This window comes from Variovorax sp. 10N432, from assembly GCF_056394465.1.
Genome location: NZ_JBFTHX010000005.1, coordinates 17759 through 38156, shown reverse-complemented (window position 1 = coordinate 38156; position 20398 = coordinate 17759). Strand labels below are relative to the sequence as shown.

General features: G+C 67.1%; 13 protein-coding genes. 2 read left to right on the top strand and 11 right to left on the bottom strand.

The window, feature by feature from the left end; all coding sequences use genetic code 11:
• Positions 1-65 precede the first annotated feature (65 nt).
• From AC1DF3_RS07825 to AC1DF3_RS07815, 3 genes are all read right to left on the bottom strand, one after another.
• Positions 66-6293, bottom strand: coding sequence for a calcium-binding protein (locus AC1DF3_RS07825; protein WP_478139285.1), 6228 nt, complete (start codon positions 6291-6293; stop codon positions 66-68).
• On the bottom strand, positions 6290-6751 hold the full coding sequence (locus tag AC1DF3_RS07820) for a hypothetical protein (RefSeq protein ID WP_478139284.1): 462 nt from the start codon (positions 6749-6751) through the stop codon (positions 6290-6292). Before AC1DF3_RS07820 ends, AC1DF3_RS07825 begins: the two co-directional genes overlap by 4 nt.
• A 578-nt stretch (positions 6752-7329) precedes the next feature.
• Positions 7330-7962: an AP2 domain-containing protein gene (locus tag AC1DF3_RS07815; RefSeq protein ID WP_478139283.1), complete on the bottom strand. Its 633-nt coding sequence runs from the start codon at positions 7960-7962 to the stop codon at positions 7330-7332.
• Positions 7963-8470: 508 nt separating this feature from the next.
• Between AC1DF3_RS07815 and AC1DF3_RS07810 the strand changes: the two genes are divergently transcribed.
• Positions 8471-9565 carry a PA0069 family radical SAM protein gene (locus AC1DF3_RS07810; RefSeq protein ID WP_478139282.1) on the top strand — a complete coding sequence of 365 codons (1095 nt, stop codon included), beginning with the start codon at positions 8471-8473 and terminating at the stop codon, positions 9563-9565.
• Here the strand turns inward: AC1DF3_RS07810 and AC1DF3_RS07805 are convergent.
• The 3 genes from AC1DF3_RS07805 to AC1DF3_RS07795 are packed head-to-tail and all read right to left on the bottom strand — an operon-like array spanning position 9516 to position 15440.
• The gene (locus tag AC1DF3_RS07805) at positions 9516-11015 is read right to left on the bottom strand and encodes an efflux transporter outer membrane subunit (RefSeq protein ID WP_478139281.1); all 1500 of its coding nucleotides are present in this window, start codon (positions 11013-11015) and stop codon (positions 9516-9518) included. The two genes, AC1DF3_RS07810 and AC1DF3_RS07805, sit on opposite strands and share 50 nt — an antisense overlap.
• Positions 11012-12229 (bottom strand): efflux RND transporter periplasmic adaptor subunit, encoded by a 1218-nt coding sequence (locus AC1DF3_RS07800; RefSeq protein ID WP_478139280.1) that lies wholly within the window; start codon positions 12227-12229, stop codon positions 11012-11014. Before AC1DF3_RS07800 ends, AC1DF3_RS07805 begins: the two co-directional genes overlap by 4 nt.
• A 4-nt stretch (positions 12230-12233) precedes the next feature.
• Positions 12234-15440 carry an efflux RND transporter permease subunit gene (locus tag AC1DF3_RS07795; RefSeq protein WP_478139279.1) on the bottom strand — a complete coding sequence of 1069 codons (3207 nt, stop codon included), beginning with the start codon at positions 15438-15440 and terminating at the stop codon, positions 12234-12236.
• A 61-nt stretch (positions 15441-15501) separates the two neighbouring features.
• On the opposite strand from AC1DF3_RS07795, the gene AC1DF3_RS07790 reads away from it, so the two are divergent.
• A complete protein-coding gene (locus AC1DF3_RS07790) occupies positions 15502-16020 on the top strand; it encodes a gluconokinase (protein ID WP_286535676.1) in 519 nt (172 codons plus the stop codon).
• Position 16021: 1 nt separating this feature from the next.
• On the opposite strand, the gene AC1DF3_RS07785 is transcribed toward AC1DF3_RS07790, so the two are convergent.
• The 5 genes from AC1DF3_RS07785 to AC1DF3_RS07765 are packed head-to-tail and all read right to left on the bottom strand — an operon-like array spanning position 16022 to position 20394.
• Positions 16022-16618, bottom strand: coding sequence for a 3'-5' exonuclease (locus AC1DF3_RS07785; protein WP_286535678.1), 597 nt, complete (start codon positions 16616-16618; stop codon positions 16022-16024).
• 4 nt (positions 16619-16622) lie between these two features.
• Positions 16623-17489, bottom strand: coding sequence for an S-formylglutathione hydrolase (gene fghA, locus AC1DF3_RS07780; RefSeq protein ID WP_478139278.1), 867 nt, complete (start codon positions 17487-17489; stop codon positions 16623-16625).
• Positions 17486-18397, bottom strand: a complete 912-nt coding sequence (locus AC1DF3_RS07775) for an alpha/beta fold hydrolase (RefSeq protein ID WP_286535680.1) — start codon at positions 18395-18397, stop codon at positions 17486-17488. Before AC1DF3_RS07775 ends, fghA begins: the two co-directional genes overlap by 4 nt.
• An 8-nt stretch (positions 18398-18405) precedes the next feature.
• Complete coding sequence (locus AC1DF3_RS07770; RefSeq protein WP_301809131.1) at positions 18406-19512, bottom strand: S-(hydroxymethyl)glutathione dehydrogenase/class III alcohol dehydrogenase; 1107 nt, start codon at positions 19510-19512, stop codon at positions 18406-18408.
• Between the two features lie 45 nt (positions 19513-19557).
• Positions 19558-20394 (bottom strand): amidohydrolase family protein, encoded by an 837-nt coding sequence (locus tag AC1DF3_RS07765; protein ID WP_478139408.1) that lies wholly within the window; start codon positions 20392-20394, stop codon positions 19558-19560.
• Positions 20395-20398: the final 4 nt, after the last annotated feature.

Below are 20398 nucleotides of genomic sequence, written 5' to 3'. Positions count from 1 at the left end.
CCCAGCAATGAAAACTCCGCCAGGGCTACGACGCCCGGCGGAGTTGTTGCGCCCGGATGGTTGCGCTACTTCCAGTTGGCGGCGATGACCGGATTCAGCGCCGTCTGGTAGTTCGCGGCCAGAGTGGTCTGGCCGGAGGCCGGGGGCGCGTAGGCGGCCATGGCCTGCACCAGCTTGTCGACATCGCTGCTCAGCAAGGTCTTGCCGTCGGAAGTCTTGATCTGCTCGATGTGGTTCGTGCTGCCGACGTACCAATCCTGGACCGTTGCCTTGTCGGCGCCGCCGATGATGCTGATCTCCAGGTTGTTCCCGATATGGCGGAACCACAGCTGGCTGGTGCTGATCCCGGTGCCGAAGGAAAGGACGTCGGTGTTGCCGGCGGCCGCATCGGCGTCCACGATGATGTCCTGGCCCATGCCGCGGTAGCCCAGGTAGGTGTCGTTGCCGGCCTGGCCTTTGAGCGTGTCATTGCCTGCGCCACCGTCGAAGGTGTTGTTGCCCGCGTTGCCCGTGAGCGTGTTGGCCAGAGTGTTGCCCGTGCCATTGATTGCGGCACTGCCTGTGAGCGTCAGGTTCTCGACGTTGGCGCCCAGCGTATAGGTGATGGACGACTGGACGGTGTCCGTCCCTGCGCCAGCTGCTTCGGTCACTACGTCACCCACGTTGTCCACGATGTAGGTGTCGTTGCCCGCGCCGCCTACCAAGATGTCGGCTCCCGCGCCGCCGTTGAGCGTGTCGTTGCCGTCACCGCCGGTCAGGGTATTGATGCCGGCGTTGCCTGTGAGCACGTTGTTCAGCGCGTTGCCCGTGCCATTGATCGCCGCGCTGCCTGTGAGGGTCAGGTTCTCAAGGTTCGCGCCCAGTGCCCATGTGATGGACGACTGGACGGCGTCAGTGCCCTCGTTGGCGGCTTCGGTGACGACGTCGCCGGCGTTGTCGACCACGTAGATGTCATTGCCCGCGCCGCCTGCCATCGTGTCGGCGCCTGCGCCGCCGTTGAGGGTATTGTTGGCCGCGTTGCCGGTCAACTGGTTGGCCAGCGTGTTGCCCGTGCCGTTGATGGCGGCGCTGCCCGTGAGAGTCAGGTTCTCAAGGTTTGCGCCCAGCGTCCAGGTGACGGACGACTGGACGGCGTCGGTGCCCTCGTTGGCAGCTTCGGTGACGACGTCGCCGGCGTTGTCGACCACGTAGATGTCATTGCCCGCGCCGCCTGCCATCGTGTCGGCGCCTGCGCCGCCGTTGAGGGTATTGTTGCCCGCGTTGCCGGTCAACTGGTTGGCCAGTGTGTTGCCCGTGCCGTTGATGGCGGCGCTGCCCGTGAGGGTCAGGTTCTCGACGTTGGCGGCGAGCGTGTACGTCACCGACGTCTGGATCGTGTCGGTCCCGGCTTCGGCGGCTTCGGTGACGACGTCGCCGGCGTTGTCGACCACGTAGATGTCATTTCCCGCGCCGCCTGCCATCGTGTCGGCGCCTGCGCCGCCGTTGAGGGTGTTGTTGCCTGCGTTGCCGGTCAGCTGGTTGGCCAGCGTGTTGCCCGTGCCGCTGATAGCGGCGCTGCCCGTGAGAGTCAGGTTTTCAAGGTTGGCGCTCAGTGCCCATGTGATGGACGACTGGACGGTATCCGTTCCTTCGCCAGCTGCTTCGGTCACTACGTCACCCACGTTGTCCACGATGTAGGTGTCGTCGCCCGCGCCGCCGACCAAGGTGTCGGCTCCTGCGCCGCCGTTGAGCGTGTCGTTGCCGTCACCGCCAGTCAGGGTATTGATGCCGGCGTTGCCTGTGAGCACGTTGTTCAGCGCGTTGCCCGTGCCATTGATCGCCGCGCTGCCTGTGAGGGTCAGGTTCTCGACGTTGGCGGCGAGCGTATAGGTGATGGACGACTGGACGGTATCCGTTCCTGCGCTGGCTGCTTCGGTCACTACGTCACCTACGTTGTCCACGATGTAGATGTCATTGCCCGCGCCGCCTGCCATCGTGTCGGCGCCCGCGCCGCCGTTGAGGGTATTGTTGCCCGCGTTGCCGGTCAATTGGTTGGCCAGCGTGTTGCCCGTGCCGTTGATGGCGGCGCTGCCCGTGAGAGTCAGRTTCTCAAGGTTGGCGCCCAGCGTCCAGGTGATGGACGACTGGACGGCGTCAGTGCCCGCGTTGGCGGCTTCGGTGACGACGTCGCCGGCGTTGTCGACCACGTAGATGTCATCGCCCGCGCCGCCCGCCATTGTGTCGGCGCCTGTTCCGCCGTCGAGTCGATCCTGGCCTTCGCCGGCCTCCAGCACGTCGTTGCCCGCACCGCCGCTCAGGATGTTGTTGCCCCGGTTGCCCGTGATCGTGTTGTCGAGCGCGTTGCCCGTGCCGTTGATGTCCTCGTTCCAGAACTTCAGGGGCTCCAGGGTGTAGATCGCGTAGGCGCTCGGCACCTTGGCTGCCGCCCGGAAGGTGTCGATGCCGACGAAGCGCGTCATGTCGCTCACCTTCTGCCGGCCGGAATCAGCGATGTAGAAGCCCATGAGCTTGCCGTCGGCTTCGCCGTAGACCACGCCGGTGACGGTCACGGCGTGATTGACCGCGCCATTGCCCTTGTACGCCGCGTCGTCCCACAGGACGCCTGCGTTCACCGCGATGATCACGCCGCGGCCGCTGCGCACCAGGTTGGCGATGCCCTGTTCGTTGTAGCCTGAAATCAGATCGTTGCGCACCCCGTAGCTGTCGAGGATCTTCTGCTGGTCGGCGGCATTGGAGCCACCGCGCTGGTAGGCCGGCTTGGCCGGATCGGTCACAGCCCAGTTGTTGTTGATCGCCACCTGCACCACCTGGGCCTCGGTGGTGGGTCGCTGGGCCTGGGTCAGCAGGTTGGCGATCGAGGTCAGCGCGCAGGTGCCGAGGTAGTCGGGCACCGCGTCGCCCTGCATGTAGTCGAGTTCGTTGCGCTTGGGGTAGCCGTACACCAGTGTCGCGGTGTCGTCGAGCCGGCCCTTTTCCGGCTTGGAGAAGTCGAGCAGGTTGAGGTTTTCCACGTTGGCGCCCAGGGTGTAGCTGACCGAGCTCTGCACGGTGTCGTTGCCTTCGCCGGTGTTCTCCACGACCTGGTCGCCCACGTCGTCCACGTAGTAGGTGTCGTTGCCCGCACCGCCCAGCATCGTGTCCTTGCCCTCGACGCCGTCCAGGATGTTGTCGCGGCTGTTGCCGATGATCTTGTTGTCGAGGGCGTTGCCGGTGCCGTGGATGTCCAATCCCTCGAGCAGGCGCAGTTCCTCGATCCCGCTGTTGAGGAGGTAGCTGGTGCTGCTGATGACCACGTCGTAGCCTTCGTTGGCCCGCTCGAGGATGGTGTCGTTCACGCTGTTGACGATGTAGGTGTCGTTGCCTTTTCCGCCCTCCATGAAGTCGGCGCCCTGGCCGCCATCGAGGTAGTCGTTGCCCGCACCGCCCATCAGGACGTCGTTGCCGGCGCCCCCGTAGAGCCAGTTGTTGTCGGATACGCCTGCCGCCGGTGCCGCCTCGTTGGTCGCCGTGGAGCCGAGGATCAGGTCGTCGCCGTCGCCGCCGTAGATGATGTCGTTGCCGCCCTGCCCGAACAGCCGATCGTTGCCGTCGCCACCGTAGAGCAAGTCGTTGCCCGCGCCGCCCTGCAGTTCGTCGGCTCCGGCTTCGCCATACAGCTTGTCGTCGCCCAGGCCGCCCATCATCAGGTCGTTGCCCGCGCCGCCGAACATGGTGTCGTTGTCGGTCTCGCCCGCCAGCAGCGTTTGCTTGGCCTCGTTCTGTGCCGTGAATCCCAGCATGATGTCGTTGCCGTCGCCGCCCCACATCTGGTCGTTGCCGGTCTGGCCGAACATGCGGTCGTCGCCGCCTTCGCCGAGCAGCTTGTCGTTGCCGTCGCCGCCCTGAAGCTCGTCGTTGCCGGCACCGCCGAAGAGCGTGTCGGTGCCTTCGTTGCCGACCAGCAGGTCGGCGTCGTCGCCACCATCGAGGTAGTCGTTGCCCAGGCCGCCGTAGAGGTTGTCGAGACCCTTGCCGCCGAAGAGTGTGTCGTCGTCCGATTCGCCCGCAGCCAGCGTCTGCTTCACTTCGTTGGTGCCATTGAAGCCGACCAGCACGTCATTGCCGTCGCCACCCCACAGCACGTCGTTGCCGACCTGGCCGAACAGCTTGTCGTTGCCGACGTCGCCGATCAGTTGGTCGTTGCCCGCACCGCCCTGGAGTTCGTCGTTGCCGGTGCCGCCGTTGAGCGTGTCGTCCCCGCCGCGGCCGAACAGCAGATCGTTGTCGGCGCCGCCATCCAGGTGGTCGTTGCCGTCGCCGCCGTCCAGTTCGTCGGCGCCGGTGCCGCCGAACAGGGTGTCGTTGCCGGCGCCGCCATCGAGATAGTCGTTGTTCGCGCCGCCGTCGAGGTAGTCGGCACCCAGGCCACCTACGAGCGTGTCATTGCCGGCTTCGCCGAACATCACATCGTCGTCGGATTCGCCGGCGGCCAGGGTTTGCTTGGTCTCGTTGGTGCCGGTGAAGCCGTACATCACGTCATTGCCGTCGCCGCCCCAGAGCACATCGTTGCCGACCTGGCCGAAGAGCCTGTCGTCACCGACGCCGCCGATGAGCGCGTCGGCGCCATCGCCGCCCTGCAACTCGTCGTTGCCCGCACCGCCGAACAGGGTGTCATTTCCCTTCTGGCCCAGCAGCTGGTCGTTGCCGGCACCGCCGTCCACCGCGTCGTTGCCGGCGCCGGCATAGACCGTGTCGTTGCCGTTGCCGCCGTACATGACGTCGTTGTCGGTGTCCTGGGCGCCGAGGGTCTGGGCCGCTTCGTCCGATGAGTCGCCGCCGACCAGGATGTCGTCGCCTTCGCCGCCGTAGATCGTGTCGTTGCCCAGTCCGCCCAGGAGCACGTCCGCGCCGATGCCGCCGTCGAGCAGGTCGGTGCCGGCACCGCCTTCGAGCCGGTCGTTGCCTTCTTCGCCATAGATGTTGTCGTTGCCGGCATAGCCCATCAGGGTGTCGTTGCCGAGGCCGCCCCAGAGCTTGTCGTTGCGGGTGCTGCCGCCCATCACGTCGTCACCGTTGCCGGCGACGAAGTTCTCGATCAAGTTGACGTTGAAGTACTGGGTGTAGGCGGCCCAGTAGCCGACGTCGAAGCTGTCGTTGCCGTCAGTGCCGGTGAGGGTCTTCTGGTCGCTGCTGATCTTGACCTGGGAGGGGGTCCAGTCGATCCACTGGGTCGCGCTGACGGTGTAGCGGTTGTCCGTGTCGCGCAGGACCCTGTAGTTGCTGAAGGGCACCAGAGGGGGTACCGCAGCCATCGCGGTGGGCAAGGCCTGTACCGCGCGCGCGGCGATCGCCGCAGGCAGAGCATCACTTTTGCGAGCGGGAGCCGCCAGCGCGGCGTCGGCGGCACGGGCATTGCCCGCGATGTAGAAGCCGTAGTCAGCCGCCTTGATCTGGGTGATGCCCTTTTGCGCCAGGGTCTGGAACTCGGCGGTTTCCATGACGCCGTTCTCGTTGAGGTCGGACCAGGTGTTGAGGCCAGCCAACTCGTCGCCGCTGAGGAGGCCGTCCTTGTTGACGTCGAGGGCGGTGAGGGAGGCGACCGTCATGGCCTTCTTGGCCGCGTCGAGGAGAACGGGGGTGCGGGTGGCGATGCTGGCGGCGAGGTCGTTGGCGGGGGTCTTGGCCTCGTAGAAGGCGCCGATGGGGGCGTTTCCGTAAGGATTGGAAGGCGCTACATAGCCATTGGGGAACAGGTCGGTGGTGCCCGAAAGGAATTGCTGTGAATTCCATCGGGTCATGTCCTGATAGGTGCTCTGGTCCACCAGTCCTTTGCCGTTTAGGAGGTTCAACTCCCGCTCGAAACTAAACAGATTCGATAGGCTGGGCACAACGCTTGTATTGCTGCCATTGAGTTTGTTGGACAGTTGCTGGCCGAGTTTCAAGACTTCATCAAATCCTTCTTCATAGAATTGTTGTCCGTAATATCCTCCGTAGATACCTGCAACCGCCCCGATTACCAACGCAAACGGCGCGGAGACAACAGTGGTCGCCGCTCCTCCAACGAGAACGGCAGTCGCTTCTCCGGCCGACATTCCGGCCGCAACACCGCCGATCATTTTGATTGACTTGGCCAAATCGTCGCCGATCAATCCCTTGAGAAAACCAAGAGATGAATCTGCATGGCCTTTTGCGTCGAGGATTGCCTTCAACTCAATAGCGGCAGGCTCCCCCGCCTCTGCAATGGCCTTCAGCGCTTGAGGTGATCCTTCGATATAGACGACACCCGATTTTGTATACCACAAAAGCATGCTCATGAGTTGATCCTTCTAACTAGTCGAGAAAATATGAAACTGCCAAAAATAAAGGCCATCAAAATACCGAAAAACAAATTCATAACGAGTCCAGCTACCATTCCGTTCAACATGAAACGGTACGGAGTACTTTCGCCGTGACTTACATAGGCGCCAAACATGAACATCGCAAAAAGAATTCCTGCATTCCTGGTGTTTTCATAAAATTTTTCGTCGGAGAATTTTCTTATCAGCCTTTTCTTTTCCTGAGGCGGCAAATCGTCTAATTGAAGGTACCGACAACACGCTGCAGCAACTCCGGCTAGCCCGCACATGACTTGTCCAGGCATGACTTCTCTTGCACCTAGCCATCCTCCGGAGATTTTTTCAATCGTTTCCACGGCTATCTGTTGCATGCCTGCGATCGCCAGTAGTGCAGTCATTCCCAGAAGAAAATAGCGCCCGACTTTCTTGATTCGCATAAAACGAGTTCTTTCGCTGATCAAAAATGTGCTCTCTTCGCCGCGTTGTACACTGAGCTAAAGATCTGAGATCTCCTTGACGAAAGTTCTATCCCTCTACAGCTCGAAGTGTGTGATTGTGAGAATCAGGATTAATAAAAATTAGATATTTCCGCGAATGGCGCAGCTGGGCAGGGGATCTGTTTGTAATTTTCATTTCTTGAGGCAATTTCAGCTTCTCAACAGGGGGCCTGCGCGACCCGATTGCCAGCCAAACGCTGAAAACCTGAGCAACCACCCGCACGGGCGGCTGCGAGCAACAGCCACCAATCCTCCTATATGCCCAAGCGCGTGGCCGTGAGAAGCAAGCTGAATCTGAGCTGGAAAAATCCACAACTGGCTTGGCGTGGTGCCCTGGATACACGCCAGCTTCATTCAGGTCGCTCTCGCCGTCTTGCGCATTGCCATTTGCCCGCGAGGCAAAAGCTACATCGTCGATCCTGGGTCAATGCCGTTTTCCATTGACGACCGCCGCGTTGACGTTCTTTGAACCACCGGCAACGACGGCGACTTTTTCTTCGACTTGACGACCAATTGCCTCAATTGGTCTTGCCGCGCCGCGATCGCCAGCGTCTTGGCCGCCTCTTCTCCGAACTCGCGCACGGAGTAGACTGCCAAAGGTGCTGACCATCCGGTGCTCGGGTGACGGCCGTCCAGCGCCCAGAGTCAGCCGGGTGTCGCCGTCTGAAGGCAACTCCGGCAATGCCGCTCTTGTTGTTGCGTCGGACTACTTCCCTCGCGGCCACGGGCGGAGGGCAGTCAGCCGGCAACGGCCTTGGCGGTGCCCTGCGCAGATCCGCCTCGTCGGGATGGGGGCGCGCCAGCCCCGGCATCCGCCGAAGCTGCGCTTGGCGCTCGGCGATGGCCAGCAACTTGGCTTCGGGGCCGAAGCGACGGAGGCTGAAGTATTTGTTGGCTACTTCACCGGGCCCGAGATAGGTTTTCGCGATCCAGGCGATCGGGTTGCCATCGGTATCGACCTGACATGCCACGCCCGGAATGCCGGTCTTGTTGTTGCGCCTCAGGACATTGGCTCTTCTGCGCCGCGAAACGGGAGGGTGCTTCTTGACCATCTGGTCCCGCCATGCCTGGGCCCGCAACAGCGCAGCCATCTCCCCCTGGTGCATCTTGAAGCCGAACTGCCTGAACAGCGTGACGCCGCTGCGCTTCAATTGAACTTTCCACCCTCTCGGTCCGCGACTGATCCCGTACATCGAACGCATGAAGCCTGTCACCCTTTGAATTTTTGTGCGCACGATCTTCAGATTCAGGCGGCATTGCTGTCTGTGAGCGCACGCTACTTTTCTGGAGCGAAAGTTCCCGGGCGTGAGGAAAGGAGAAACTTCGGCGAGCGCGAGGCGACCATTCGAGGTGGGCCGGGTGCCTCAGAGGTTTCGAGACTTCAAATGAGGTCGAACGCCAGGACCAGGCCGCAAAACGCCCACGGCCAGAGGTCGCGCCCGCGCATTCGAGCGCATCCAGAAGGGCGCGACGCAGGTTCAAGCCATCAACCCCCTTTCCCGAAATTCTTGTGCTTGCGAACTTCAGAAGGAGGCCCTTGGATAGTCTGTGGGTCGATGCCGCCCGGCGCCGGAGAAACTTCCCGGTCGTTGCAATTCGTTGCTGCGCCTGCGCCGGAAACATGGAATACTGTGATTTCATACAGTATCCGGAGGCGCCATGGGCGACAGCTTCATCCCCGTCCACGCCCTCAAGGGCCGCGGCGCCGCGACGCGCCTGCCGCATCGTTTCGAGCGCGACGTGCGCGACGCCTTCGACGACGGCTGGGGCACGCTGGAAGAGGGCGAGGCCGAAGCCGAGGGCCTCCAGCCGGTGCAGACCGAGGTCCGCTTCGAGGACGTGAAATCGGTCTTGAGCGAGAACGACTCGCCTGACATTCCGTTCGACCGCTCGCTCAACCCCTACCGGGGCTGCGAGCACGGCTGCATCTATTGCTTCGCCCGGCCCACCCACAGCTACCTCAACCTCTCGCCCGGCCTGGACTTCGAGACCAAGCTGATCGCGAAGCGCAACGTCGCCGAGGTGCTGCGCGCCGAACTGGGCCGCAAGGCCTACCGGCCGAGCCAGATCGCGATCGGCACCGCGACCGATTGCTACCAGCCGATCGAACGCGAGCTGCGGCTCACGCGTTCGGTGATCGAAGTGCTGAAGGAGTCCCGCCATCCCTTCGGCCTCGTCACCAAGTCCAGCGCAGTCGAGCGCGACCTCGACCTGATCGCACCGATGGCCGCCGACCGGCTGGCCGCTGTCTACGTCACGATCACCACGCTCGACGCCGAACTGGCACGCAAGCTCGAGCCGCGGGCCGCCGCGCCGCACCGCCGGCTGCGCACCCTGCGCACCTTGGCCGACGCCGGCGTGCCGGTCGGCGTCAGCGTGGCGCCGCAGATTCCCTTCGTCACCGAAGACATGGAGCAGGTGCTCGAAGCCGCCTGGGAGGCCGGCGCGCGCTGCGCCTTCTACACCGTGGTCCGGCTGCCCTGGGAGGTCGCGCCGCTGTTCAAGCAGTGGCTCGAACTGCACTACCCGCCGCGGGCCGATCGCATCATGGCGCGCATCCGCGAGATGCGCGGCGGCAAGGACTACGACGCCGACTTCGCGACCCGCATGAAGGGCAGCGGCCTGTGGGCCGACCTGATCCGCCAGCGCTTCGAGAAGGCGACGAACCGCATCGGCTTCAACCGGCAGCGCATCGGGCTCGACCTCAGCGCGTTCCGACCACCTGGCGCAGCGGGGCAGGGCAGTCTGTTCTAGCACTGGCGCCCCCGCCGCCGGCCCCGCGCGCTTCGACGCCGCACCAGTCGCCGCCCAGCGCCTTCACCAGGAACACCGAGCCCAGCATGCGCTGCCCGGAAAGTTGGGCCGCCTGGCGCTCGATGTTCAACAGCGCCTGCTGGGCCGTGATGACGTCGAGGAAGGTGGTGGCGCCGCCCTCGTAGCGGCTGGCCGACATATCGAGCACCCGGCGCGCGCTGGCCACCGCCGTCTGCGACTGCGCCGCGGCGCGTTCGAGCGACGCCAGGCCGGTGATGCCGTCCTCGGCCTCCTGCATCGCGGTCAGCACCACCCGGCGGTAGCTGGCGACGGTGGCGTCGTAGCCGGCCTTCGTGAAGTCGACGTTGGCGCGGATGCGGCCGCCGTCGAAGATCGTCTGGGTCGCCGAGACGCCGATCGACCACAGCACGCTCTGGGCATCGAACAGGGTCGACAGGCTGCGGCTGTCGACGCCGCCCGTGGGCAGCAGGTTCACGCTCGGGTAGAAGGCCGCGGTGGCGACGCCGATCTGCGCGTTGGCGGCGGCCATCGCGCGCTCGGCGGCGGCGACGTCGGGCCGGCGCTCCAGCGCGTCCGACGGAACGCCGAGCGGGATCGCCGGCGGCCGCAGCGGCTGGATGTCCGGTGCCAGCGCGAAGTTCGGCGCCGGTGTGCCGGTCAGGGTCGCGATCGCATGCTCGAACTGCGACCGCAGCCGCTTCAGCAGGTCGACCTGGGTCAGCGTGTTGTCCAGCAGCGCCTGCTGCTGCGCCACGTCGAGGCCCGACACCGCGCCGCCTTCGTGGCGGTCGGTCACGAACTGGAGGGCCCGGCGCTGGACCTCGATCGAGCGAGCGACCACGTCGAGCTCCAGGTCGGTGGCGCGCAAGCTGAAGTAGGCCGAAGCCAGGTCGGCGGTCAGCAGCAGCCGGGTGTTCTCGAGGTCGGCGGCCGATTGCGCGGCCGAGGCGGTGGCGCCCTCGACCGTGCGCTGCACGCGGCCCGCGAGGTCGAGTTCGTAGCTGGCGACCAGGGTCAGCGCGAAGTCGTTCTGGACCGTCGAATAGTTGTTGGTGGCGTAGTTGGTGAGCGGCCGGTTGGCCGAGATCTTGAGCCGCGAGGCGCGCGACCCCAGGCCCAGCTGCGGCGAACGGCCCGATTCGGCGCCCGCCAGCGTGGCCCGCGCCTGCGCCAGCCGGGCGCTTGCCAGGTCGAGCGTCGGGCTGTTGGCAAGCGCCTTCTCCTGCAGCGCATCGAGCGTCGGGTCGTCGAAGCGCCGCCACCACGGGCCCTTGGCCTCGGCATCGCCGGGCGACGCCTGGCGCCAGGGCTGCTCGAGCTGCCAGCTGACCGGCACCTCGACCTCCGGCTTGCGGTAGTCGGGCCCGGCGACGCAGCCGGCGAGCAATACGGCGGCGGCGGCCACCGATGACAACCGGCGAAGACTCACGCCGGCTCCTTCGCGACCGTGACCAGGTCGCCTTCGGCCAGCGAGTCCGAGGGGTTCAGCACCAACCTGTCGCTGCCCGAGATGCCATCGATCACTTCCACCGTGTCACCGTAGTTGCGCCCGATGCTGACACCGCGCAGCCGCACCTTGCCCTCGGCGTCGACCACCGCGACCCGCGTGCCTTCGGCGCGGAACAGCAGCGCATTGGCGGGAATGCTGAGCGCGCGGCTGGGCGTCAGCGGCAGCGAGACCTGCACGTAGGCGCCTGGCAGCAGGATGCCTTCCTTGTTCGGCAGCGCGACCTCGACCTGCATCATGCGGGTGGTCGAATCGATCGCGCCCGAGGTCCGCGCCACCTCGCCCTTGAAGCTCTGGCCGCGCAGTTCGGACTGGGTGACGACCACCGGCTGGCCTTCCTTCACGAGCTGGGCGTAGGCCTGCGGCACATTGATGTAGACCCGCAGCGGATCGGTCTGGGCGAGCTGGAACAGCGCCCGGCCGCCGTTGCCCGCGCCGGCATCGATCAGGTCGCCGACGTCGACGTTGCGCCGCGTGATCACGCCCGCGAAGGGCGCCAGCACGCGCTTGAATCCCTCGGTCTGGCGCAGCCGCTGCACGTTGGCGTCGGCCGCCGCCAGGTTGGCGCTGGCTTGGGCCAGGGCGCCGCGGCGTTCGTCGAGGTCCTGCTGCGAGACCACGTCCTTCTTGCGCAGCCCCTCCCAGCGGGCCACCGTGCTTTTCGCGAGCTCGAGCGCAGCGGCCGCCTGCTGGCGGGCCGCGATCGCCTGCGACAGCTGCTGGTCGATCTCGGGCGTCTCGATCTCGGCCAGCAGCTCGCCCTTCTCGACCCGGCTGCCGATGTCCCGGGTCCAGCGCTTGAGATAGCCGCTGGCGCGGGCCGAGATCGGCGACTGCGTGAAGCCCTGCAGCGTGCCGGGCAGCGCCAGCGTCTGGCCGCTGCCCGCGGTCTGGGGCAGGGCGGTCTTCACGTACTGGGTGGCGCGCTCGGCGGTGCCGGCCTCCAGGGCGCGGGCGTTGGCGACGCGCAGATAGACGGTGCGCGCGGCGCCGATCGCCAGCAGCGCCAGCACGAGCAGCACGGCGATGCGGGTGCTGCGCACGATCTGGCGCCGGCGGAGCAGGTTGTCGTGGCCCCCGTCCTCGTCGGCGGCGATCGGGTGGATGCCCAAGGCCGCATGGCGTTGGTCGGTCATTGATTCAGGTCTCCTGGGGCGCGGCCCCGAGCGAATGAGGTGCGGCGGCCGCGTCGCGAGCGGCCTGGCGGTGGGCCCGGCGGCTGTGGATCTCGGCATAGACGGCGGGCACGAAGAACAAGGTCGAGACGGTCGCGAACAGCAGCCCGCCGATCACGGCGCGGCCCAGCGGGGCATTCTGCTCGGCGCCTTCGCCGAGGCCGAGTGCCATCGGGATCATGCCGATGATCATCGCCAGCGCGGTCATCAGCACCGGCCGGATCCGGGTGGCGCCCGCTTCCAGCGCCGCCGACAGCGGCGGGATGCCGGCGGCCAGGCGCTCGCGCGCGAAAGCCACCAGCAGGATGCTGTTGGCGGTGGCCACGCCCATGGTCATGATGGCCCCGGTCAGCGCCGGCACGCTGAGCGTGGTGCCGGTGATGAACAGCATCCAGGCGATGCCGGCCAGCGCCGCGGGCAGGGCGGTGATGATGATCGCGGCGTCGAGCCAGGACTGGAAGGTGACCACGATCAGCAGGTAGACCAGCACGATCGCCATCGCCAGCCCGACCCCGAGCCCGATGAACGACGACTGCATGGTCTGGACCTGGCCGCGCACCGCCACCTGGCTGCCGCGCGCGAGCCGCGGCCGTATCTCGTCGACCAGCGCCTGCACCTTGGTCGCCACGCTCGCGAGGTCGGTGCCCTGCACGCTGACATAGACATCGACCACCGGCTGGATGTTGTAGCGCGACACCACGGCCGGCTGCCGCCCCTGCTGCGCCTCCACCAGGTTGCCCAGCAGTTGCGGCGGTGCGCTGCCGGCCGCGCCGCCGCCGCCGATGGGCAGATTGAGCAGCGAGTCGAGCGAGTCGACCGCGTACTGCGGCGTCTGCACCGCGATGTTGTAGACCACGCCGTTCTGCGGGTTGAGCCAGAACGCCGGCTGGGTCTGCGAACTGCCCGACAGCGCGATCAGCACGTTCTGGCCGACGTTCTGCGCGGTCAGGCCGAACTGCTGCAGGCGGCTGCGGTCCATCTGCAGGTTGAGGCCGGGGCCGTCGAGCCGCTGGTGGACGTGGGCGTCGACCGCGCCCGGGATCTTGCGGATCGCCTTCACCAGCTCGGCCGCGCGGGCCGCATTGCCGGCGACGTCGTTGCCGCTGAACTGGACGTCGATCGCGGCCGGCAGGCCGAAATTGAGGATCTGGGTGACGATGTCGGCCGGCTGGAAAAAGAACTCGGTGCCCGGGAAGCGCTTGGGCAGCTCGGCGCGCAGCAGCGAGACGAACTCCTCGGTCGGCCGGTGGCCGTCGCGCAGCGACAGCAGGATCTCGCCGTCCAGCGTGCCGATGGTGCCGGCGTTGCTGTACGACAGGTTGATGCCGCTGTTGGGCACGCCCAGGTTGTCGAGGATGGTCTCGAGCTGGTCCTTCGGCACCAGCTCGCGGATCGCCGCCTCGACCTCGTCGGCCAGGCGCGCGGTCTCCTCGATGCGGGTGCCGGTCGGTGCGCGCATGTGCAGCCGGATCTGGCCGGCATCCACGCCCGGGAAGAAATCGCGGCCCAGCACCGGGTACAGCAGGCAGGACAGCAGGCAGAAGCCCAGGAACAGCACGATGAAGCGGCCGCGCCGCGCCAGCAGCGCCGACAGCACCAGCGTGTAGGCGCGCCGCACCCGTTCGAAGCGGCGGTCGAAGCTGCGGTAGACGCGCTGCAGCAGGCTGGCCTTGCCTTCGGTGGCGCCGTGGGTCTGCTTGCCCATCAGCAGCATCACCAGGGTGGGCACCAGCGTGCGCGACAGCAGGTAGGAGGCCAGCATCGCGAACACCACCGCCATCGCCAGCGGCACGAACAGGAACTTGGCCACGCCCGAGAGGAAGAACATCGGCACGAAGACGATGCAGATGCACAGCGTGGAGACGAACGCGGCCGGGCCGATCTCGCCGGCACCGACCAGGATCGCCTGGTTCAGCTCGGTGCCCATGTGCAGGTGGCGCTCGATGTTCTCGATCGTCACGATCGCCTGGTCGACCAGGATGCCGACCGAGAGCGCGAGACCGCCCAAGGTCATCAGGTTGAGCGTCTGGCCGAGCGCGTAGAGCGCCAGGATCGAGGCCAGGATCGACAGCGGGATCGTCAGCGCGATGATCAGCGTGCTGCGCCAGTTGCCGAGGAACAGCAGCACCATCGCGGCGGTCAGCGCGGCGGCGATCACGGCCTCGGCGACCACGCCCTGCACCGCGGCCTTGACGAAGACCGACTGGTCGAACAGCGGTGTGACCTTGATGTCCGCCGGCATGCCCTGGGCCGCCACCGGCAGCAGGGCGCGCAGGTTGGCGACGATGTCCAGGGTCGAGGCGCCGCCGTTCTTGAGCACCGACAGCAGCACGCCGCGCACGCCGTCCTGGCGCACCACGTTGGTCTGCGGCGAGAAGCCGTCGCGCACGTTGGCGACGTCGCGCAGGTAGGTGGTGGCGCCGGCCGCGGTGCGCACCGGCAGGTCGTTGAGTCCGGCCAGGACCTCCGGCGAGCCGTTCAGGCGCACGCTGTATTCGGTGGCGCCGAACTTGGCCGTGCCAGAGGGCAGGATCAGGTTCTGCGCATTGACCGCGTTGACCACGTCGGCCGGCGACAGGCCGCGCGCCTGCAGCGCCTGGGTGTCGAGGTCGACCGAGATCAGCCGGTTCTTGCCGCCGTAGGGGAAGGGCACGGCCACGCCCGGGATCGTGATGAGCTGGGGCCGCAGCTGGTTGACGGCGGCATCGAACAGGGCGTTTTCCGGCCGGGTCGGGCTCGACAGGGCGAGCTGGATCACCGGGATGCTGGAGGCCGAGTACTTGATCACCAGCGGCGGCGTGATGCCCGGCGGCAGCTGCCGCACCTGGGTCTGCATCGAGGCCACGACCTGCGCGATGGCGGTCTCGATGTTGGCGGTCGGCTGGAAGAAGACCTTGATCACGGTCACGCCGGCCAGCGACTGCGACTCGATGTGCTCGATGTCGCTCACCGTCGTCGTCAGGCTGCGCTCGGTCTGGCCGGCGATGCGCTGGCCCATCTCCTGCGCCGGCAGCCCGCCGTAGTTCCAGATGATGCTGATCACCGGAATGTTGATCTCCGGGAAGATGTCGGTCGCCATCCGCAGCAGCACGAAGGGCGTGGCCAGCACGATCAGCATCGCCATCACGATGAAGGTGTACGGACGACGCAGGGCGAGCTGTACCATGGACACGACTTGTTACTTCTGGAAGAAGGCCGCCATCATAAGTAGAGATGGACACACAATTGAGTGAATGCCTAAGCTTTACGTTCCCAAACAGACCTCGACCGTCGTGATGGGCGTCTCCGGTTGCGGCAAGTCCAGCCTCGGCGCGGCGCTCGCGCTGGAAGCCGGGCTGCCGCTGATCGAAGGCGACGACTTCCACTCGGCCGAGAACGTCAGCAAGATGCGCGCCGGGATCGCGCTCACGGATGCCGACCGCGCCGGCTGGCTCGCGACCCTCGGCGCCGAGCTGGCGCGCCGGCCCGAAGGCGCGGTACTGACCTGCTCGGCCCTGAAGCGCGACTACCGCGAGCGGCTGCGCGCGGCCGCGCCCGGACTGCGCTTCGTCTTCCTGGCCTTGACGCCGGCGGAGGCCGAGCGCCGGGTGGCGGCGCGGGCCGGCGCCCACATGTTCCCGGCCAGCCTGGTCGCCAACCAGTTCGCCACGCTGGAGTCCCCGGTCGGCGAGCCGGGCGTGCTGGCGGTCGACGCCACCGCGCCGCTGCCGGAACTGGTGGCGCAGGTGCGGGCGTGGTGGGCCGGGCCCTGAATCAGGCGCGCAGGCCCAGCGCGTCGAAGACCCGGATCGCGGCGTAGGCGTCGTTGGCCGCGTAGCGCAGCTGGGCGTCGGTCAGCTGCCGGTTGGCCCAGTTCGAGGTCGTGGCCTTGCGCGACTTGACGAAGCGGCGCTCGAATACCAGCGCCACGGCGGTCTTGACGCCGACCGAGCGCCGGTAGCCGCGGCGGCGGAATTCGCTGTCGAGGTCGAGCACGCCTTGCGGCTCGACGCCGAAGCGCTGGCGGATCAGGCTCAGGTCGCTCGACAACCCGAAGCCGGCCTTGGTCAGGCCTGGGTCACCGAGCAGCGTCGCCAGCGTGTCGTGGAACTCGCTGCGGTGCAGCTGGAACAGCCAGGCCTGCTCGCGGGTGGCGAACTGGATCACGTGCGGCCCGCCCGAGACCTCGTTCTTGGCGAAGGTCGGCTTCGACTCGGTGTCGAAGCCCACCACCCGGCTGGCGCGCAGGGCCGCGGCGGCGCTCGCCGCGTCTTCGGCGCTGGCCACCACGCGGATGTCCTTCAGCCCCAGGCCCTCGAAGGGTTCGAGCAGGGCGATGTCCTCGCGTTCGGGCAGCGGTGGCGGCGACATGTGCTCAGCCCCGCAGCACGTTGCCGTGGTGCGCCAGATGGTCGGCCACGAAGCTCTGGACGAAATAGTAGCCGTGGTCGTAGCCGGCGTGCCGGCGCAAGGTGAGCGGCTGGCCGGCCTGCGCGCAGGCGGCCTCGAAGTGCTGCGGATGCAGCTGGTCGGCGAGGAATTTGTCGGCCAGCCCCTGGTCGATCAGGATCCCTCGCTGATAGGGCGCCTTCGCCTGCGCCTGCATCAATGCGCTGGCGTCGTGCGCCAGCCACTGCGCGCGATCTGTGCCGAGATAGCCGCCGAAGGCCTTCTCGCCCCACGGACAGCGGGTTGGTGCGCAGATCGGCGCCAGCGCCGACAGCGACCGGAAGCGGCCCGGATGGCGCAGGGCCAGGGTCAGGGCGCCGTGGCCGCCCATCGAATGGCCGAAGACCCCGATGCGTTCGCCGTCGATCGGCAGCTGCCGTGCCACCAGCGGCAGCAGTTCGTCGACGATCCAGCTTTCCATGCGCCAGTGCCGGGACCACGGCGCCTCGGTGGCGTCGAGATAGAAGCCGGCGCCGACGCCGAAATCCCAACTGGCGGTCGCGCCTTCGATTTCCTCGACCGCCGGTCCGCGCGGGCTGGTGTCCGGCGCGATCAAGGCCAGGCCGAGTTCGGCCGCCAGCCGCTGGGCGCCGGCCTTGACCATGAAGGTCTCCTCGTTGCAGGTCAGCCCGGCGAGGTACATCACGGCCGGCACCGGCCCGTTGGCGGCCTGCGGCGGCAGGAAGACCGAGAAGCGCATCGGCAGCCCGATCGTGCGCGCGTCGTGTTCGAGAAAGCGGAGCGTGCCGCCAAAGCAGCGGTGTTCGGAAAGGGTCTTGGGGCTGTCGGTCATGGATTCGATGCGGAAAGGAGTTCGAGCACCGCGTCGGCGAAGACGCGCGGCACTTCCTGCGGCATGTTGTGGCCGACGCCGGGCACGATGCGGTGCGATCGCGGGCCGGTGAAGCGGTGCGCGTGCGCGGATGCGTCGCTCACCGGCCGCACGCCGTCGTCGGCGCCGTCGAAGGTGATGGCGGGAACGGCGATCGGTGGCTGGGCGGCCAGCCGCGCCTCGATGTCGGCATAGGCCGGATCGCCGGGCGCGAGGCCGAAGCGATGGCGGTACGACTGGATCACCACCTCGACGAAGTCGGGATGGTCGAAGGCGGCCGCGCTGCGCTCGAAGGTGGCTTCGTCGAAGGACCAGGTCGGCGACCAGAGCCGCCACAGCAGGCGCGTGATGCCGCGCCGGTCGGCTGCCAGCCCGGCCCGGCCGCGTTCGCTGTGGAAGTAGTACTGGTACCAGAGCCGGTGCTCGTTCTCGGCCACTTCGGGGCGCATCGCCTTCGCGATGTCCTGGATGTTGTAGCTGTTGAACGAGACCAGGCCGGCGCAGCGTTCGGGCCAGAGCGCTGCCACCACGCAGGCGGCGCGCCCGCCCCAGTCGTAGCCGGCCAGCAGCGCGCGCGGGATCGACAACGCGTCGAGCAGCGCCAGCAGGTCGGCGCCGAGCGCGGCCTGCTCGCCCGAGCGGGGCGTCGAATCGCTCAGGAAGCGCGTGCCGCCGTAGCCGCGCAGGTACGGCACGACGACCCGGCAGCCGGCCTCGGCCAGCATCGGCGCGACCTCGGCGTAGCTGTGGATGTCGTAGGGGAAGCCATGCATCAGCAGCACGGGCGGCCCGTCGGCGGGGCCGGTCTCGAAGTAGGCGACCTCGAGCACGCCGGCCCGGACCGTGCGCAGCGGCTGCATCCGCGTCATGGCGATGCTCAGTACAGCACGACGCCGCGAATGGACTCGCCGCGCTTCATCAGGTCGAAGCCCTTGTTGATGTCCTCCAACGGCATGGTGTGGGTGATCAGGTCGTCGATGTTGATCTTGTTTTCCATGTACCAGTCGACGATCTTGGGCACGTCGGTGCGGCCGCGTGCGCCGCCGAAGGCCGAGCCCTCCCACTTGCGGCCGGTGACCAGCTGGAACGGCCGGGTGCTGATCTCGGCGCCGGCTTCGGCCACGCCGATGATGATGCTGCGGCCCCAGCCCTTGTGGGTGCACTCGAGCGCCTGGCGCATCACCTGCGTGTTGCCGATGCACTCGAAGCTGTAGTCGGCGCCGCCGTCGGTCAGCTGCACGATCGCATCGACCACGTTCGGCGTGTCCTTGGGGTTGATGAAGTGCGTCATGCCGAACTTGCGCGCCATCGCTTCGCGCGCCGGGTTCAGGTCGACGCCGATGATCTTGTCGGCGCCCACCATCTTCGCGCCCTGGATCACGTTCAGGCCGATGCCGCCGAGGCCGAAGACCACCACGTTGGCGCCGGCCTCGACCTTTGCCGTGAAGATCACGGCGCCGATGCCGGTGGTCACGCCGCAGCCGATGTAGCAGACCTTGTCGAAGGGCGCGTCCTCGCGGATCTTGGCCAGCGAGATCTCGGGCGCCACCGTGTAGTTGCTGAAGGTCGACGTGCCCATATAGTGGAAGATCGGCTTGCCGTCCAGGCTGAAGCGGCTGGTGGCGTCGGGCATCAGGCCCTTGCCCTGGGTGCCGCGGATCAGCTGGCACAGGTTGGTCTTGCGGCTCAGGCAGAACTTGCACTGGCGGCATTCGGGCGTGTAGAGCGGAATGACGTGGTCGCCCTTCTTGAGGCTCGTGACGCCGGGGCCGACGTCGACCACGATGCCTGCGCCCTCGTGGCCCAGGATGGCGGGGAAGATGCCCTCGGGATCGGCGCCCGAGAGGGTGTAGTAGTCGGTGTGGCAGATGCCGGTGGCCTTGATCTCGACCAGCACTTCGCCGAATTTCGGCCCCTCGAGGTCGACGGTTTCGATGGTCAGGGGGGCGGCGGCTTTCCAGGCGACGGCGGCTTTGGTTTTCATGGCGTGCAGAAAGTAAAAAGGCGCCGGGGAATCCCGGCGCGTCGCTCACTTTATGCCATAGAACCGGGCCGCGTTCGTGCCCCATACACCGGCCCGCTCCGGGGCCGGCAGGTCGGCCAGCCATTCGTCGCAGGCGACCTGCCAGCGGCGGTAGTCGCCCGCGAGGTTCAACACCGGCCAGTCGCTGCCCCACATCAACCGGGCCGGACCGAAATGGCGCAGCAGGTGCGCGACATAGGGCCGCAGGGCGTCGACCCGCCAGCCGGGGCCGGCTTCCGTGGCCAGCCCGGACAGCTTGCAGCGGACCCGCGTCTCGGCCGCCAGCCGCGCCATGTCGCCGGCCCAGGGCTCGAAGCCGCCGGCCGCGATGGCGGGCTTGGCGCCATGGTCCACCACCATCGCGAGCCCCGGGTGACGCAGCGCGAGACGGCGCGCGGCATCGATCTGCTGCGGCCTGATGAGCAGGTCCAGGACCAGTCCCTGTTCGATCATCGCTGACCAGGCCGGAAGCAGGGCGTCGCCGAGCACCCATTCGGGATCCGGCAGGTCCTGCAGCATCGGCCGCAGTCCCCTGAGCAGCGGCTGCTGCGCCAGCCGGCGGATGCGCGCGGGTGCGTCGGCGGCGTCCAGCGCGGTCCAGCCGACCACGGCGCGCACGCGGCTCGCCGGCTCGGCGGCGAGCGCGAGCAGCCGCCAGGTCTCGGCCTCGCTCGGCGCCGCCTGGACCAGCACCGTGCCGTCGATGCCGGCGCGGTCCAGCAGCGGCGCCAGGTCGGCCGGCGTGAAGTCCCGGTGGATGGCGTGCAGGGCGGGCGTATCGGCCAGCCAGCCGTAGTCGCCGTGTGCCGGCGACCAGTAGTGCTGGTGGGCGTCGATGCGCAGCGGC